The following is a 16,712-nucleotide window of genomic DNA, read 5'->3' as shown; positions in this document are numbered from 1 at the left end:
AATATCTATGAATTATTTTATCATACTTTAAAACTGAACGGATTATTATGTATTAAAAAAGCGGACTGCATTAATGCAATCCGCCTCTTAACAGTATTAACGACGTAGGCCAAGGCTGTTAATTAATTCACGGTAACGTTGTACATCCTTATTACGTAAATAAGCAATTAGATTACGACGATGCCCGATTTTTTTCATTAATCCACGTTGTGAATGAAAGTCTTTTTTGTGTGCTTTCATGTGATTATTAATTTCATTAATATCAGCAGTTAAAACCGCGATTTGTACTTCTGCTGAACCAGTGTCACCTTCGTGACGAGCATATTTCTTGATAATTTCGTTTTTATGTTCTTGTGTAAGAGCCATAAAAAATCCCACCTTTCATTTATAAACACCTATTACTGAGTAATCACCAGTGAGACGGTGGAAAACTAAGTTAAGGTTAAAATTGTTTTACCTATACATAATACTAAATAATCACACTTTATTCAACCATTTTTTTATTTAATTGTATCATTAGCCCTGATTTATCTAATTCTATTGCAATTGGGATAATGAGTATGTATAATAAAAAAGTGTTGAATTATGGACAATTACTTCGTATTTGGAGGTGAAATCATGCCAGTAATTAAATCCGCTATCAAGCGTGTTAAGACTAATGAAAAAGCAGAAAAAGAAAACATTGTTCAAAAGAGTGCAATGAGAAATGCTATCAAGAAGTTTGAAAAAGCTCAAGCAACTGGTTCTGATAATCTTGAAGAAACTTTCAAGGCTGCCATTAGCAAGATTGACCACGTTAAATCAAAAGGTTTAATCAAAGCTAACAAGGCTAGTCGTGATAAGTCTCGTCTTACTAGACTTTTTAATAAGTAATAAAAAGCTCAGCTCATGACTGGGCTTTTTATTTTAAGGAATTACAGCATAACTCCTTAAAATCAATGGTTCTGAGTAGAAGAATAATAATCTCTTCTGCCTGGAATCATTTTTTATATTTCACAAAGTAAAACAGGCCATAATAAGTAAAAACTCTTATTATGGTCTGTTTATTTAATAGGATCCATATTATATCAAAACCCATTTTTATTATGCAAATTTTAACATAAACATTTCAAAAAGTAGTTCTGGTGATTCATTAGTACTTTTTAACTGTTTTTCAATATCACTTAATCCTAAAAAGGCACGTTTTAACTCTGTAAAATGATATTTACGAATCGTTTGCATCGCTAATTTAACCCGAAATGGGTGTACTTTTAGTGCACTTGCCAATTTTCCCTGACTATATCCATATTTACTAAGCACCAATACCTGCAATAATAATCTAAATTGACCTAATAAAACAGCATTGATTTGAATGGAGGACTGGCCCTCCATTATTAGTTCTTGATATAGACTTACCGCATATGTTGTTTGTTTTCTTAATACCATATCAACAAGGGTAAAAATATTTTGATTTAAAGTCTTAGTCACCAGACTATTAACTGCATTAGTAGTTATTTGTTTATCTTGATGGCAATATATCATCACCTTAGGTAAATCACTCATAATAGCAGATAATTGACCATCAGTTCTTTGAATTAATTGGTCCATAACACGCGAATCAATTTGATATCCATGTTGATTTAAAAAAGTATTTACATATTGCTTAGTTTCAAATTCATTTACTGACTGTAAATCTACTTGAACAGCAGCTTTTTTTAATTGTTTAACAATCTTTTTTCTAGCATCTAATTTTTCATAAGGAGCAATTATCACTAAAATAGTTGAAGGCATTGGTTTTTGAATGTATTTTAAAAGAGAATCAATATCATGATCGATCTTATTTTTACTTTTTTCACCAGTTAAAAATAATGGATTATTTATAATCACCAACCGGTGTTCACCAAAAAAAGGTGCAGACATTGCATCATTCATTGCATCATCCAGTGGAGTGGTTTCCATATCGTAACTTGCAAAATTCATTGTTCGTTCGTCCTTTGGGATTACATTAATAAATTGATTTTTTAGTTGGTCAATCAAATACTCCTGCTTGCCAGTAATTAAATACAGTGATTTTAGATTCCTATTTTTAACTTGATCACTTATTTCATAATAATTCACTTGCTCACCTCTCCATATAAGTTTTAAATTCGCCACCATTAAATCCACCGTAATGATATGAAATCATCCCGTCAATTTGGGTATTATAAATCTTAATTCGTTTTTGGTTAAATAATTTAATTACGTCAGAATTAGGATGTCCATACCGATTATTTCGACCAGCGGAAATAATTGCAACCTTTGGACTCAATTGATTTAAGAATTCAGGAGCACTCGAGGTTTTACTTCCATGATGACCTGCTTTTAAAACATCAGCCCTTAATTCCGGATATTTACTAATAACTTGTTTTTCACCATTTTGATCAAGGTCTCCGGTAAATATCCAATTAATATTATTAATCTTACTACCAAGAACTAGTGAATCTTCATTTGCCCCCATTCCAGAATCAAACGGATGGTATACCTTAATTGTTCGATTAGCAAACTCCATTCCAGAACTTGCTAACAATAACTTAGTTTTACCCATTTTACCACTAATTTTAGCCATAAAATTTCGATTATTCTGCATCCCGATTGGAATAACCAAATTATTAACCTTCATTTTAGTCAAAAAAGCAGGTAGATCCCCACAATGATCAGCATCTTGATGGGTAATAAATAGATTATCGATTCTATTAATTCCAATACTCTTTAAGTAATTAATTGATGTCTTTTCAGCGTTAAATTTAGTTTGAACTTGTTGTTTACCGAAAATCACCTTACCACCAGTATCAATTAAATTAATTGATCTATTAAATGGTGATCTAATCAAAAAACTATCGCCCTGTCCAACATCAAAATAGGACACCTCACCAGTAATAGGAAAATGAATCATTAGAAATGTAAATAAGTAAACACTAATTAAGATTGTCCATGATTTAACATTCGGTTTATTTACTAATATTAACGTTAAAATAAATAATATAGCACTAATTAAAACCGGTGGTTTACCAAATAAAACATTTCCAGGGAGCGCACCCATCCAATTAACCACTAAATCAAAAATAGATAAAAATTGAGCAAGCCAAATAGATAAAAGTGGCATAAAGGGAAAGACAGCCATTCCAATAATTACTACCGGGAAAATAATAATTGAAAATAATGGTAAAATTAATAAGTTTGCCATAAAGGTTAAAATATGCCACTCATAAACATGAAAAATTACAAATGGAATACTCAGCATATTCATTAAAACCGTTTGCTTAAAAAAGCCCATTTTATTAGTAAAAATCAATCCAAACGAAAGTGCATAACTTAATTGGCTTCCAAATTGAATTGTCATCTGAGGAACTAGTATTAAATTAATTATCAATGCAATGCTCCAAATATCAATTCCAGCAACTCTTAATTTAAAATATCTAGCAATCAGTCCCGATTCAACCATTAATACCGCACGTAATAGCCCCACAGAGGAACCCGAAAATATGAAATAAAGAGGCAAAATGAACATAATTAAAATTTGATAATGCTCACGTCGTAATCTTAAGTAAATCAAGATTCGCTCCAAGATACTAATAAAATAATAAACATGCAATCCAGAGATGCTAAATAAATGAATTAACCCCAGCTGCTTAATTCCAACAATTTCATCATAAACATCTGCATTCATTTCACCAATAATTAAACTTAAAGCGTATAAATTAAGTGGTTTAGGTAATTTTTCCGCATAATTAATTAGGCCAAATCGAAATGAATGAATTGCATCAACTAGGTTAAAATTAGGGGCATCAGTAATATTAATAATTTTTTTAATTTTGATGGAATTTTGAATCCCTTGGACCGCATAATAACGACGAGCATCAAATTGATTTCGGTTCGTTGCGGAATCAATTTCTTTAATTTCAGCATTAACTACCATCAAAAAAGATTGCTTACTGGCCTCTCCATGGTGAAGCAGTGATGATTCATTAATCGATCCTGAGAATAAAACCTGTTTTTTAGACCCCCAAATAGTTGCCTTCCCATAATAATAGTCAGGTTGAATCGTTATTTGATCCGGTTGAACCCTTAGGGTAACCACTCGTTGTCCATCAACGACCAGCTGATTTTGATTTCCTTGACGGACGTTTAAAGTGCAAATCAATATAAATAAGGTTGAGGAGATAATTGCAATTAAAATTACCCTTAGCTCCCCAAGACAAATGATTCTTAACGAAACATAGGCACATAGTAAAATGCCTAGAATTAAATTACCGAAAAAAATAACGCTAATGGAAAGCCATAAGAGCGCAATAAATATTAGACTGTTCTTTAAAATTATTTATCAGATAAATAGGTATTAAATGGTAACATCGATAAAGTTTGTTGATCTAATTCAACTTGTTGTAGCGCAATTTGTTTTAATTTAATTAAATGCATTGCATAGTCATCATTATTATAGTTACGCAAGTAATTAATTTTAACGATTCCAGCTTGCAATAACATTTTCGTACATTGTAAGCAGGGAAAATCAGTTACATAAATTTCAGCACCATCAGTAGGCTCGCCAAATTTAGCACATTGTAAGATTGCATTCATTTCAGCATGAATGGTCCGTAAACAGTGACCATCGACCATATAACAACCATCATCAGTACAATGGGCATCCCCCGCAACCGATCCATTATATCCGCCAGCGATAATTCGCTTATCACGAACCAAACTAGCCCCAACTGATAGTCGGTTACAGGTACTTCTAGTAGATATTAGCACAGCTTGTAACATAAAGTATTGATCCCATGGAATTCGCTTCTTAGCCATGAAAATTCCTCCTTATCTATAAACACTAAACAGTAATGCTATTCTTAATGTTTTCAAACATTTTATCGCCAATTCCATCGGTATTCTTAATATCATCGATACTTTTAAAATTGCCCTTTTCTTGACGATAACTAATAATATTTTCTGCCTTCTTTTCACCAATTCCATTTATTGTTTGTAATTGTTCTTTATCTGCAGTATTAATATTAATTTTACCATTATTATCACCAGAATTACTACTCGAATCCAGCTGGCTTTGCCCATTACTTATATTGGAATCCATTGATTGATTTAGGTGTCGGTTACCCTTAACCTCGCCTTTTATGGGAATATATATAACTTGTTGATCATTTAGTCGCTGTGCTAAATTAACATTTTTGTGATCAGCTGATTTACTAAATCCACCTGCTAAGTCAACTAAATTAGATACCCGTGTATCAACATCTACCTTGTAAATACCAGGATGTTTAACGGCCCCCTTAATATCAACGACTAATTTCCCATCAGAACTAGCTGATGAACTAACACTAACTACTGATGTAGATTCAGTATTAGTACTATTACTATTCTCAATTCCAGAATTAAAACTACTTTCAAATTGATTGGTCTCTGGTGTTTTGTTATCACCATTTCCAACTAATAAAAAAATGATTAAAATAACCACAACTATGCCACATCCACCGATAATGTAATAACGATAGCTATCAATTAGCTCTTTCATCCTATTCATCTGCTACCCTCCTATCTAATTACTAAATACGAAAAAAACTAAGCAATTATTGTAATTACTTAGTTTTTAAATTATTTCAATTTAGATAGTGCATCTTTAAATGAAGTAACTGGAATTACCTTCATATTAGGTGCATAACGCTTAGCTGTTTTAACTGCTAATTCATAGTTAGTTAAATGATCTGGCTCAATTGATTTAACTGCCCTAGTGGGTTTCACATACGGAGCTAAGAAAATCGTAGCTCCCTGTCGCTTTGCAGCGATGATTTTCTTATCAATTCCACCGATTTCACCCACTGATCCATCCGCATTAATGGTTCCAGTCCCAGCAATTTTACGGCCTTTTCTGATATCCTTACCAGTTAGTTGACTATAAATTTGCAATGAAAACATTAAACCACCAGATGGCCCTCCAATTTGACCAGGATTAACCTTAATTGGAATTTTAGTCGTTACTTTTAAATTATCAGTCAAAGTAATTCCAATCCCAGGTTGATTGGTATTTGGCAATTTAGTTAATGGTTTAGTAACTTCTTTATATTTTGAATTATGGTAATAACCAATTTTAAGTGGGGCTCCCACTTTTTGTTTTCGAATATAATTTTGGTACCCTAATGCTGAATTGAAGCGATGGCCATTCACCCTTACAATTGTATCACCAACATGGATTACATTTTTAAACTTAGAAGTGTTTAAAACATCAATAATATAAATCCCACGATATTTCTTAGTTACATCCTGATGTGCTGCATGATATGCGGTATAAATTGCTTCATTAATTGCGCTTTGCATATAAAAATTCTGTAATCGATCATAAGTTGCATTATCCTGACCGCCGGTTACATCTTGAATTTTTTCAATTGAGTAGTACGGATTTAATTTAGCATACACATATGAGGCTGGGGTCGCTTGACCAATTCCTACTGAAGTTAGCATAAATTCTCCGCCCTTATTATCAGCATGGCCCTTAATTTTAACAATTGGTTTTAAATTATCAGCACCACCCGGACCCTCAATAAATCGAGGAATTGGCAACAAAAAGCAGGCTGCAATTAACAGCACCACCCCAATTAATATTCCATATTTTAAGTAACGGTGCTTTTTCTTATTTTTCATCCAATCCCCGCTTTTCATTTATAAAGTCGAATACTGGTTGGGGAACATAATTTTTTACTGATTTTTTAAAATGGTATAATTCACGAACCCTTGTTGATGATAATGATTCAAAATTTGTTGTAGTCGGGATTAAAACCGTATCGATATCACTACCTAATTGACGGTTAAAATTAGCAAGTGATTTTTCTGCATCAAAATCATTAGTATTACGGACCCCTCGGATAATTACTTGCGCATCAATTTGTTCCATTAAATCAACAATTAATCCAGTAGTAGATAATACGGATACATTTGTTAACCTATCTACTGAACGTTGAATTAGATCAACTCTTTTATTAACATCGATCCATGATTTTTTTTGATTATTATATCCAACTACCACCACTAAATGATCAAATAGTCGACTTGCCCGATTAATAATATCTAAATGACCATTTGTCAGTGGATCAAAGCTACCTGGAAAAACAGCCTTAGTCACAATTAATCATCCTCCATAAATTTATAGATTGAAACTACCGTTAAACCATATTCCTTTTGTCGAATTAACTGATAATTTGGAACATCATCAGCTAAAACGGTGTTATTATCCGTTTCACAAATTACTAATGCACCTGGATTTAATAATTTTAATTTCGAAAGGTTAGCTAAATCATTAATCATTTTAGCTTGTTTGTAAGGCGGATCCAAAAAAACCATATCAAAAGAAATGCTGTTTTTAGAAAGCTTATTCAATGCACTTTCAGCAGTCATTTTATAAACATTAAACCGCTCTGGTTCGCGAGTTAATTTAATATTTTCGTTAATTGTTTTAATTGCAGCATATTGTTTATCAACTAAAGTTGCACTATTAAACCCACGTGAAACAGCTTCAATCGCAACTCCTCCAGAACCAGCAAATAAGTCCAAAAAATTTCCACCATCAAAATAAGGCCCAATCATATTAAATAGAGATTCTTTTACCTTATCAGTAGTTGGACGAGTTAGTCGACCCGGAACGGCCCTTAATGACCGTTTCCCAAATTTACCTGATATTACTCTCAAATTGAACCACCCTATTCATCATCATCATCTAAACTTTGGTTGTTTGCAAAACTTGTTGAGAGATCCATTAATGGCGATTTTTCTACATTTCGTACTGATTTTAACTTTTTTAATTCAGCAACCTTATCATCAGCTAAATCAGCATCTACGTAAATAATTGCATAATGCATCCGTTTAGAAACATAATCTAAAATACCATACTTCTTTAAAAAACGAGATTGTTTCGCAGAATAGACATAAACGATTAAACCAATTCGATTCTTAACATTCAAAATTAATAGTCACCCTTCACAAGCTTAAATTATTTATTTGCAAGCTTTCGTTCATTTTGTTTATAGCTAATTTTTAACACCATTCCTAAACATAAACATAGTGTAAACATACTGGAACCCCCATAACTAATAAACGGAAATGTTACCCCAGTAATCGGGAGAATTCCAATTACTCCACCAACGTTAAAGTAAGATTGAACTACCATATAAGTAGCAGTTCCATAACAAATTAAAGCATTGTAGTTACTTCGATCGCGAATTCCAATTACAATAATTCTTAATATTAATACTAACAGGAGAACCATAATTAAAATAACGCCAATTAAACCCAGTTCCTCTGCAATAATCGCCATGATAAAATCAGTATTTGGTTCTGGGAGATACCCCGTTTTTTGAATACTGTTTCCAATCCCGGTCCCAAAGAATCCACCGTTACTAATTGCGTAGTATGAATTCACTAGTTGCTGCCCGACCCCATTAGCATGGGAAAAGGGGTTAGCAAAAGCCACCACTCTTTGGAGCATGTAGCTACTTTTCATAAAATTAGAGGACTGAAAAGGGCCATAAGCCAAAAAATATAAAAGGCCAAACGCTATGGCAAGAAATCCAGCTAACCATCGATATGATCGCTTATAACTAATTCCAGATGCTAATAACATGATCACAACGATGGTTACATTGATTAATGCCCCACCTAAATCTGGTAACAGAAAAATCATCACCACAATAAAGATAAAAATAATCATTGACTTTAAATGAGACTTAAAAAAGGTCCCCCAACCATCAAAGACATCGGGTCTTTGCTCATCATCACCCAAAACCCTAGCGAATCTTAGAATAAAATAAAATTTAACAAACTCTGCTGGTTGAATTCCAAATCCATGAATATTAAGCCAACCAGGAGAACCATTAATGGAAGTTCCAAAATATCGTAGATAGATAAAAATTAGAATAAACAGAATTCCAACAATATTTAAAAGCTTTTTATTCTTAAGCCAGCCGTTTTTGAATCTAAATATAATTAACAAAATTGCTACTCCAAAAAAAACATATGAAGTTTGTTTAAATAAATAACTAATGGCACTACCACCATTTTGCATTTCAATATTAGAACTGGCAGAAAAGACCATAATAATTCCTAATATACACAAAATGGTGTATGGGATTAAAAGGTAATAATCTACGTTTCTAGATATACTTTTTAAATTCATTTCAAATCAGGCTCCAAAAATTAGTAATTAAATTAATTATATCATACATTATTATTGTCAATTAATGAGATTAAAAAAAGGATGAAGAATTAAATTCTCCACCCTTTTAATTAATGATTAGTTATGACGAGCAACCTTAGCTTCTTTTTCACGTTGCTTAGTGTTTAATGTCTTCTTACGAAGGCGAACAAAATGAGGAGTTACTTCACAAAGTTCATCGTCATTTAAGAATTCCAATGATTCTTCAAGCGTTAAATGATCAGGTTCTTTAATTTTAGCCATATCATCAGAACCAGAAGCACGAACGTTGGTTAACTTCTTACCCTTAGTGATATTAACTGAAATATCATTATCACGACTATTTTTACCAACAATCATTCCTTCGTATACTTCAGTTCCTGGATCAACAAAGATAGTCCCCCGACTTTCAATTCCCATGATTGCGTAGGTAGTAGTCTTACCAGCGTTGATTGAAACTAACGCTCCGTTCTTACGACCTGGGTTCCACTTCTTGATAACTGGAAGGTATTTGGAGAAACTGTGGTTCATAATTCCGTATCCACGAGTAATTGAAAGAAATTCAGTTGGATATCCGATTAAACCACGTGATGGAACTAAGAAAGTCAAACGTTGTTGACCGTTTCCAGTGTTTTCCATATTTTCCATAGTTCCCTTACGTTGTGATAAGGTATCGATAATTGATCCAGAATATTCTTCTGGCGTATCAATTTGAACAGATTCAAATGGTTCACACATTTCACCATCAAATTCACGAAGAATAACCTTTGGACGGGAAACTTGTAATTCGTATCCTTCACGTCTAAGTGTTTCAACTAGAATGGATAAATGTAATTCACCACGACCTGAAACAGTCCATGAACCTGGTTCACCAGTGTCTTCAACCCGGAGGGAAACATCAGTGTGCAATTCACGTTGTAATCTTTCAAGCAATTGACGAGCAGTAACGAAGTCACCATCTTTACCCACAAATGGTGAAGTATTAGAACCAAAAGTCATTTGAAGGGTTGGTTCATCAATTCTCAATACTGGAAGCGGTTCCTTTTTAGATGGATCAACAACGGTTTCACCAACATTAATGTCTTCCATCCCTGAAACAGCAATCAAGTCCCCTGCTTCAGCTTCATCAATATCAACCTTATTTAATCCAAGGAATCCCATTAACTTAGTAACCCGGAAGTTTTGAGTAGAACCATCAAGTTTCATAACGGTAACGTTATCCCCAACTTTAATCTTACCACGGAAAACTCGACCAACACCAATTCGACCCAAGAAATCATCATAATCAAGCATTGCAACTTGGAATTGTAATGGTTCATCTGAGTTATCAATTGGAGCTGGAATCGTTTTGATAATGGTATCAAAAACTGGCTTCATAGTGTGTTCTTGTGATGCAAGATCATCACTGTAGCTTGAAGTTCCATTCATTGCAGAAGCATATAGAACTGGGAATTCAAGTTGGTCTTCATCTGCACCTAGTTCAATGAAAAGGTCCAAAACTTCGTCAACTACTTCTGCAGGACGAGCTCCTTCACGGTCAACCTTGTTAATAACAACGATTGGAGTTAAATGTTGTTCTAGTGCTTTTTTCAAAACGAAACGAGTTTGTGGCATCGTTCCTTCAAATGCATCAACAACTAAAAGAACACCATCAACCATCCGCATGATACGTTCAACTTCACCACCGAAATCGGCATGTCCTGGAGTATCCAAGATATTGATTTGCTTGTCACCATACTTAACGGCAGTATTCTTTGAAAGAATCGTGATTCCACGTTCCTTTTCAATATCGTTGGTATCCATGGCACGATCGCCAATTTCTGTATGTTGGTCCAATGTATCTGATTGTTTTAGCAATTCGTTAACTAACGTAGTTTTACCGTGGTCAACGTGGGCAATAATAGCGATATTGCGAATGTTGTCTCTTGTTTTCAAGTTATTCCTTCCCTTCACACTAATAAAAATTAGTATTGTAACAGATATACGTAATACTATTCAGTATAATACAAAAACCGGTTTTAAAAAAGTCGTTTTGCATTAATCCATAACAAAAACTGTAACTAAATTAGTCACAGCATAATAGTACCATCTTAATTATCATTATTAATAGTAACTTAAATCACTTCACTAGTCAAAAATTACTTATTCATTTTAAACATTTTTCTATTAGAATTTTGAGCCGCCTTGACACATTTAAAAATATTATATCCAGAATTATGTTCAAACTCCCGCTCAAGAGTCCGCTGTTCCCCCTTAGCTGGAATAATTTTTTTAAAGTCATTATATGCAGCTAGTAGTGATTGACAGTTAGTTCCACTGTTAAGTTCATATGCATCTTCTACTAACTGGTATAGTTTAAAAACCTTGACTAACTCATCACGGTTCCACTCTTCAAAAAGCGGATATTGATAATTTGGCTTCATAAATCAAAAGACTCCTTAATTTATATTACTAAAAAACGAAAATGTGCTAAAATTAAACGTAAAGATTTGGAGGGAATTATTTTGTTTTTAATGGAGAATATTGTAAGAGACGGAGATCCCGTTCTAAGAAAGCAAGCTCAAAAAGTTAAGTTTCCACTAAGCGATGAAGATCGAAAGTTAGCTCATAACCTAATGGAATACTTGGAAGTCAGCCAAAACGATGAACTGTGCAAAAAGTATCATCTACGTGCCGGAGTCGGCCTAGCTGCTCCACAAGTTGGCGTTAGTGAAATGATGGCATCCGTCCTAGTTCCGAATGAAGAAGATCCTGATAATCCAATTTTTAAGGATGTTATCATTAATCCGGTAATTATTTCAAATGCAGTTCAAAGATGCGCGTTGACCGAGGGTGAAGGATGTCTATCAGTTGATAAAGATATTGCAGGATACGTACCACGTTCAGCTAGAATTACCCTTAAATATCAAGACGTAGATGGCAATGAGCATCAAGTTAGACTTAAAAACTATCCTGCAATCGTTTGTCAACACGAAATTGATCACCTTCATGGAACACTATTTTATGATCATATTGACAAAGATAATCCATTTTCTCGTTCTGAAGATGAAATATTCATTGGTTAATAAGTAGACGTCAGCAGATGCTGCGTCTTTTTTATTCAGTTAATCTTTCAAGGTCATTAATGTATTCACGGGTGGATTGATTTGCTAAATAGGCAATTTCAATGTGAATAAATCGATCGTACTGCCATAGATCAGTAATCTTAATTTGATGATCATTAATTTTAGGATCTGAATTACGGTCTTCGAACATTAACTTCAAATTTTGCTTTAAAAATGATAATTTCTTAGTAACATCTTGTTCATCAACTGCAATTTGGAATTCAAAGACCTGAATTCCCCGCCCCCAAACATCCGATAGTACTTTTGAATTAACAATTGAAAGATTATAGTTATCATTATCCTTAGAAAGTGACGTTAAAAAATCATTCAAAATTTGTTTACAATGATTTTCAGCAAGTAACTGTGTTTTTTTAGTGGGATTAACTACAAAAATGCGATGAATTAAATTATAAATTATAATTGCAATGATGATACCTAAAAATGCTTCCCAAAACAATCCTAATCATTCCCCCTCACCAATTAGTTAATTTAATTTTAACATGCATTCAATTATATGTGGCTATACTATACTTATTATTTTGAATATGCTAAAATTATATTAACTTAGTGCAGATTGCACGTGATCGATGCAAAAGAGTTACATAAAATAATAAAGGAGACTTACAAAGGATGATTTTTAAAGTTTTATATCAAGATTCTGTTAAACGGACTCCTAGACGGGAAACCACTAAGAGTCTTTACGTTGAGGCTAATACAGAAGTTGAAGCCAGATCAATGGTTGAATCCGTCAAGGACTATAATATTGAATATGTTGAACCACTAGAGGGTAATCATCTTGAATACGAAAAGAAGAGCCCTGATTTTAAGATTACGGAGTTTGAAAAATAATGAAGAAATTAAACGTCAAAAATAACGAAACAGCTATTTATGGCGTTGGTGGTTTAGGCGAAATTGGTAAGAATACCTACGGGGTACAATTCCAAGATGAAATTATTTTAATAGATGCAGGAATTAAATTTCCAGAAGATGATCTTTTGGGCGTTGATTATGTAATTCCAGATTACAATTACTTAATAGAAAACCGCGATAAAATCAAGGCACTAGTAATTACCCACGGACATGAGGATCATATTGGTGGGGTTCCGTATTTATTAAGAGATTTAAACGTTCCAATTTATGCCGGACCATTAGCGCTAGCTTTAATTAAGAATAAACTAGAAGAACATGGATTATTAAGAAGTGCAGAAATGCACAGAATTGATGAAAATTCAGTCCTTAAATTTAGAAAAACAAGTGTGACTTTCTTTAGGACGACCCACTCAATCCCTGATACGTTAGGGATTGCTGTTCATACGCCTTCTGGTGTAATTGTCCAAACTGGTGATTATAAGTTTGACTTAACTCCAGTTACCAACCAGCCACCTGGTCTTCATGAGATGGCCCGGTTAGGTGAAGAAGGCGTCCTTTGTTTGATGTCAGATAGTACTAATGCAGAAAGACCCGTTTGGACCAAATCTGAAAAATGGGTTGGTAAATCTGTTCGTCATATCTTTGATGAAGTTGAGGGTCGTATTATTTTCGCTACTTTTGCTTCTAATATTTCCAGAATTAAGACTGCCTGTGATACTGCACTTGCTCATAATCGAAAGATTGCTGTGTTTGGAAGAAGTATGGAAGCTGCAATCGTAAACGGTCGTGAATTAGGTTATTTAGATATTCCTGACGATGCATTTGTTGATGCATCTGGACTTTCTTCACTACCAGCAAATAAGACATTGATTTTATGTACTGGATCACAAGGTGAACCAATGGCAGCCCTATCAAGAATTGCCAATGGAACCCACCGTCAAATTTCAATTCAGCCTAATGATACGGTCGTATTTTCAAGTAACCCAATTCCTGGAAATACAGTGAGTGTTAATAAAGTTATTAATGAATTAGAAGAAGCGGGAGCTAAAGTAATTCATGGTAAAGTAAATAATATTCATACCTCTGGTCATGGTGGTCAAGAAGAACAAAAGTTAATGTTACGTTTAATGAAACCAAAATTCTTCATGCCTATTCATGGTGAATACCGGATGTTAAAGATTCATACTGAACTAGCCGAACAGTGTGGAGTTCCACTTAAAAATAGTTTTATTATGGCTAACGGTGATGTACTAGCACTTACTAAGGATACAGCTAGAATTGCTGGACATTTTACAGCTGGTGATGTTTATATTGATGGGAATGGAATTGGTGATATTGGTAACGTAGTTCTTCATGATCGTCAGATTCTTTCAGAAGAAGGTCTTGTTGTTGTTGTTGCTACCATTAATTTAAGTAAGCAAGAAATTCAATCCGGTCCAGATTTATTATCGCGTGGTTTTGTTTACATGCGTGAGTCTGGAAAACTATTGGATGAAGGACGAAAACTAGTATTTAGAACAATTCGCAGAGCCATGCATAATAAACATGCTACTGAAGCAACCATTAGAAGTGCAATTATTAATGATTTGCAAAGATTCTTATTTAACAAAACTGAGCGTCACCCATTGATCTTACCAATGTTAATTATGAACAAGCACTAATGAAAAGCGAATTCCTGAATGAATTCGCTTTTTTAGATAATCGATTTAAATAACTTATAAAGGAGCGTAAACCCATTGCAAGCCAGATACCTGATAATTATTAACCCCACTGCTAATGATGGTAAAAGTGCGGATGTTTGGCAACTAATTAAAAATACCTTAGATGCTAACAATATTAATTATCAATATAGAATAACTGAATATCATAATCATGCAAGGTTGATTACTGAACAGTACACTAAGGATTATTCTAATGACAAACAGTTTAACAACGTTTTGTTGGTAATTGGTGGTGATGGAACGCTGAATCAGGTCATTAGTGGACAAAAAAATGCTATTTTAAATAATCATAAATTAATTGATTTGCCAATTGCTTTGATTCCAGCTGGTAAAAATAATAATTTTGCAATAGAAATGAAGATCCCTAAAAATTGGCAGGCAGCGTTACAACAAATTTTAAATAGCACTCAGGTTAATTCAATTAACATAGGTTATTATTTCAATAACTTTAATGAACGCTACCATTATTTTCTAAATAATATGGGAATTGGTTTTGAATCCAATTTACTAAGCAGTAAATCTAGATTTCATTGGAAATGGTTCCAGAATCACTTCAAAAGAATTAGACGTTTTTGGCGGATTTTAGTCAATTTATACGCAATCCATGAATTTCCCCTATCCATATCAGTTAACGGTGAAAAATCTCATTTTACAAGGGTTGTCTGGCTTGCTATTTATAACGGTCCTTATTTCGATAATAATAAAAAAATAATGCCCAATGCCAGTATTTCTAAATCAGCACTAAACGTTATGATAATGGAAAATAAAAATATATTGCTAGTTACCTGGGGCATCCTTTTAATGTTTCTTGGAAAACGTTCTAAGCTCAAATTTATGCACTCATTTGAATGTAATAATTTAAAGATTAGTATTCCATCACTTGAATACGGTAATATTGATAATGAAGAACTTGGTGGTCATTTTTATAATGCCAATTTTGGTATTACAACATTTAAATTCATTAAATAATTTAAAAACCCCTTAGGTGTCATTTAACTGATACCTAAGGGGTTTTATTAATCTTCAGAAGCATCCATTGCTGCTAAAATCATTTTCAATGTATTACATTTTTTAGTTAGCGTCTTCATTTTGTTACCGTATTCAGGTTCGATCGTAATAGTATTATGACCATTTGATAGCAATTTAGCATTTGCTGCCTCGCTATTTTTAAGATTCTCTAATTCCCTGAATGCCTGTCTATATTCTACCAAAAGTTCAAATCTATTACTCACCGTGAACACTCCTAACAATTATTTAATTTATTAATTAATTCGTTACTTAAATTGTCGCGTAAGGGTAATATAACACTAATTCATAAGTTTGTTAATAGTTTTAATTCATTTTATTTAAAGCTCGATGTTCAAATGGTCCATAAACATCTTATTGACAGACTCAGCATAATTATTATTAGCAGAAAAAATAACGACAGTGTCATGACCGGCAACCGTCCCAGAAATACTATCTAATTTTAAATCATCAATTACCGCAGCTAAATTATTAGCATAACTGGGAATGGTATGAACAATATTAATAAATTGAATCTGTTCTGCTGATGTTACTGAATCTTCAATTAATTCATATAAATGGGCTAATTCATTTGGATTATCATTTTTATAGACCATATACCGCCATTTATCACCATCTTGTTGCTTAATAATATTCATTTCTCTAATGTCTCTTGAAATGGTAGCTTGAGTAGCGTTAATGCCAGCTTCCTTCAATTTATGCATCAGCTGTTCTTGTTTTGAAATTGGAAACTGATTAATAATTCTTTCGATTGCAGCTTGTCTTACTTCTTTTTTCATTTAACATCAC

Annotated in this window: 20 protein-coding genes; 5 read left to right on the top strand and 15 right to left on the bottom strand. The window is 33.3% G+C overall.

The window, feature by feature from the left end:
• Window positions 1-96 precede the first annotated feature (96 nt).
• A complete protein-coding gene (gene rpsO, locus MOO44_RS06180) occupies window positions 97-366 on the bottom strand; it encodes a 30S ribosomal protein S15 (protein ID WP_260116275.1) in 270 nt (89 codons plus the stop codon).
• A gap of 252 nt (window positions 367-618) precedes the next feature.
• Here rpsO and rpsT point away from each other — a divergent pair, with 252 nt between their 5' ends.
• On the top strand, window positions 619-873 hold the full coding sequence (gene rpsT, locus MOO44_RS06175; RefSeq protein ID WP_260116274.1) for a 30S ribosomal protein S20: 255 nt from the start codon (window positions 619-621) through the stop codon (window positions 871-873).
• A gap of 210 nt (window positions 874-1,083) precedes the next feature.
• On the opposite strand, the gene holA is transcribed toward rpsT, so the two are convergent.
• From holA to MOO44_RS06120, 11 genes are all read right to left on the bottom strand, one after another.
• On the bottom strand, window positions 1,084-2,133 hold the full coding sequence (gene holA, locus MOO44_RS06170; RefSeq protein ID WP_423802905.1) for a DNA polymerase III subunit delta: 1,050 nt from the start codon (window positions 2,131-2,133) through the stop codon (window positions 1,084-1,086).
• The gene (locus MOO44_RS06165; protein WP_260116273.1) at window positions 2,102-4,159 is read right to left on the bottom strand and encodes a DNA internalization-related competence protein ComEC/Rec2; all 2,058 of its coding nucleotides are present in this window, start codon (window positions 4,157-4,159) and stop codon (window positions 2,102-2,104) included. Before MOO44_RS06165 ends, holA begins: the two co-directional genes overlap by 32 nt.
• A gap of 173 nt (window positions 4,160-4,332) precedes the next feature.
• Entirely contained in the window at window positions 4,333-4,815 is a 483-nt protein-coding gene (locus tag MOO44_RS06160) for a ComE operon protein 2 (protein WP_260116272.1), read from the bottom strand.
• A gap of 25 nt (window positions 4,816-4,840) precedes the next feature.
• The gene (locus MOO44_RS06155) at window positions 4,841-5,545 is read right to left on the bottom strand and encodes a helix-hairpin-helix domain-containing protein (RefSeq protein ID WP_260116271.1); all 705 of its coding nucleotides are present in this window, start codon (window positions 5,543-5,545) and stop codon (window positions 4,841-4,843) included.
• A 71-nt stretch (window positions 5,546-5,616) separates the two neighbouring features.
• Window positions 5,617-6,660: a SepM family pheromone-processing serine protease gene (locus tag MOO44_RS06150; protein WP_260116270.1), complete on the bottom strand. Its 1,044-nt coding sequence runs from the start codon at window positions 6,658-6,660 to the stop codon at window positions 5,617-5,619.
• Window positions 6,650-7,138 (bottom strand): pantetheine-phosphate adenylyltransferase, encoded by a 489-nt coding sequence (coaD, locus tag MOO44_RS06145; protein WP_260116269.1) that lies wholly within the window; start codon window positions 7,136-7,138, stop codon window positions 6,650-6,652. The genes MOO44_RS06150 and coaD overlap by 11 nt, the downstream gene beginning before the upstream one ends.
• A gap of 2 nt (window positions 7,139-7,140) precedes the next feature.
• Window positions 7,141-7,701, bottom strand: a complete 561-nt coding sequence (gene rsmD / locus MOO44_RS06140) for a 16S rRNA (guanine(966)-N(2))-methyltransferase RsmD (protein ID WP_260116268.1) — start codon at window positions 7,699-7,701, stop codon at window positions 7,141-7,143.
• A gap of 11 nt (window positions 7,702-7,712) precedes the next feature.
• A complete protein-coding gene (locus tag MOO44_RS06135; protein WP_260116267.1) occupies window positions 7,713-7,973 on the bottom strand; it encodes a YlbG family protein in 261 nt (86 codons plus the stop codon).
• 29 nt (window positions 7,974-8,002) lie between these two features.
• Window positions 8,003-9,184, bottom strand: coding sequence for an FtsW/RodA/SpoVE family cell cycle protein (locus MOO44_RS06130; RefSeq protein ID WP_260116266.1), 1,182 nt, complete (start codon window positions 9,182-9,184; stop codon window positions 8,003-8,005).
• A 117-nt stretch (window positions 9,185-9,301) separates the two neighbouring features.
• The gene (gene typA / locus MOO44_RS06125) at window positions 9,302-11,137 is read right to left on the bottom strand and encodes a translational GTPase TypA (protein WP_260116265.1); all 1,836 of its coding nucleotides are present in this window, start codon (window positions 11,135-11,137) and stop codon (window positions 9,302-9,304) included.
• 203 nt (window positions 11,138-11,340) lie between these two features.
• Window positions 11,341-11,625, bottom strand: coding sequence for a UPF0223 family protein (locus MOO44_RS06120; protein WP_260116264.1), 285 nt, complete (start codon window positions 11,623-11,625; stop codon window positions 11,341-11,343).
• Window positions 11,626-11,706: 81 nt separating this feature from the next.
• Here MOO44_RS06120 and def point away from each other — a divergent pair, with 81 nt between their 5' ends.
• Complete coding sequence (gene def / locus MOO44_RS06115) at window positions 11,707-12,267, top strand: peptide deformylase (RefSeq protein ID WP_260116263.1); 561 nt, start codon at window positions 11,707-11,709, stop codon at window positions 12,265-12,267.
• Window positions 12,268-12,298: 31 nt separating this feature from the next.
• Here the strand turns inward: def and MOO44_RS06110 are convergent, their stop codons facing one another.
• On the bottom strand, window positions 12,299-12,763 hold the full coding sequence (locus MOO44_RS06110; protein ID WP_260116262.1) for a hypothetical protein: 465 nt from the start codon (window positions 12,761-12,763) through the stop codon (window positions 12,299-12,301).
• Window positions 12,764-12,936: 173 nt separating this feature from the next.
• Between MOO44_RS06110 and MOO44_RS06105 the strand changes: the two genes are divergently transcribed.
• The 3 genes from MOO44_RS06105 (at window position 12,937) to MOO44_RS06095 (ending at window position 15,866) form a co-directional block, all read left to right on the top strand.
• Window positions 12,937-13,155, top strand: a complete 219-nt coding sequence (locus tag MOO44_RS06105) for a DNA-directed RNA polymerase subunit epsilon (protein WP_260116261.1) — start codon at window positions 12,937-12,939, stop codon at window positions 13,153-13,155.
• Complete coding sequence (rnjA, locus tag MOO44_RS06100; RefSeq protein WP_260116260.1) at window positions 13,155-14,837, top strand: ribonuclease J1; 1,683 nt, start codon at window positions 13,155-13,157, stop codon at window positions 14,835-14,837. The genes MOO44_RS06105 and rnjA overlap by 1 nt, the downstream gene beginning before the upstream one ends.
• Window positions 14,838-14,912: 75 nt before the next feature.
• Entirely contained in the window at window positions 14,913-15,866 is a 954-nt protein-coding gene (locus MOO44_RS06095; RefSeq protein ID WP_260116259.1) for a diacylglycerol/lipid kinase family protein, read from the top strand.
• Between the two features lie 47 nt (window positions 15,867-15,913).
• Here MOO44_RS06095 and MOO44_RS06090 read toward each other — a convergent pair whose 3' ends face one another.
• Both MOO44_RS06090 and MOO44_RS06085 read right to left on the bottom strand, forming a co-directional pair.
• On the bottom strand, window positions 15,914-16,129 hold the full coding sequence (locus MOO44_RS06090; protein WP_260116258.1) for a hypothetical protein: 216 nt from the start codon (window positions 16,127-16,129) through the stop codon (window positions 15,914-15,916).
• Window positions 16,130-16,243: 114 nt separating this feature from the next.
• On the bottom strand, window positions 16,244-16,702 hold the full coding sequence (locus MOO44_RS06085; protein ID WP_260116257.1) for an arginine repressor: 459 nt from the start codon (window positions 16,700-16,702) through the stop codon (window positions 16,244-16,246).
• Window positions 16,703-16,712 lie beyond the last annotated feature (10 nt).

Origin of the sequence: Nicoliella spurrieriana, from assembly GCF_023380205.1 — a bacterium.
In the GTDB taxonomy this organism is placed as follows: domain Bacteria; phylum Bacillota; class Bacilli; order Lactobacillales; family Lactobacillaceae; genus Nicoliella; species Nicoliella spurrieriana.
Note: the sequence above shows the minus strand (reverse complement) of the source record. Positions and strands in the feature narration are given on the sequence as shown.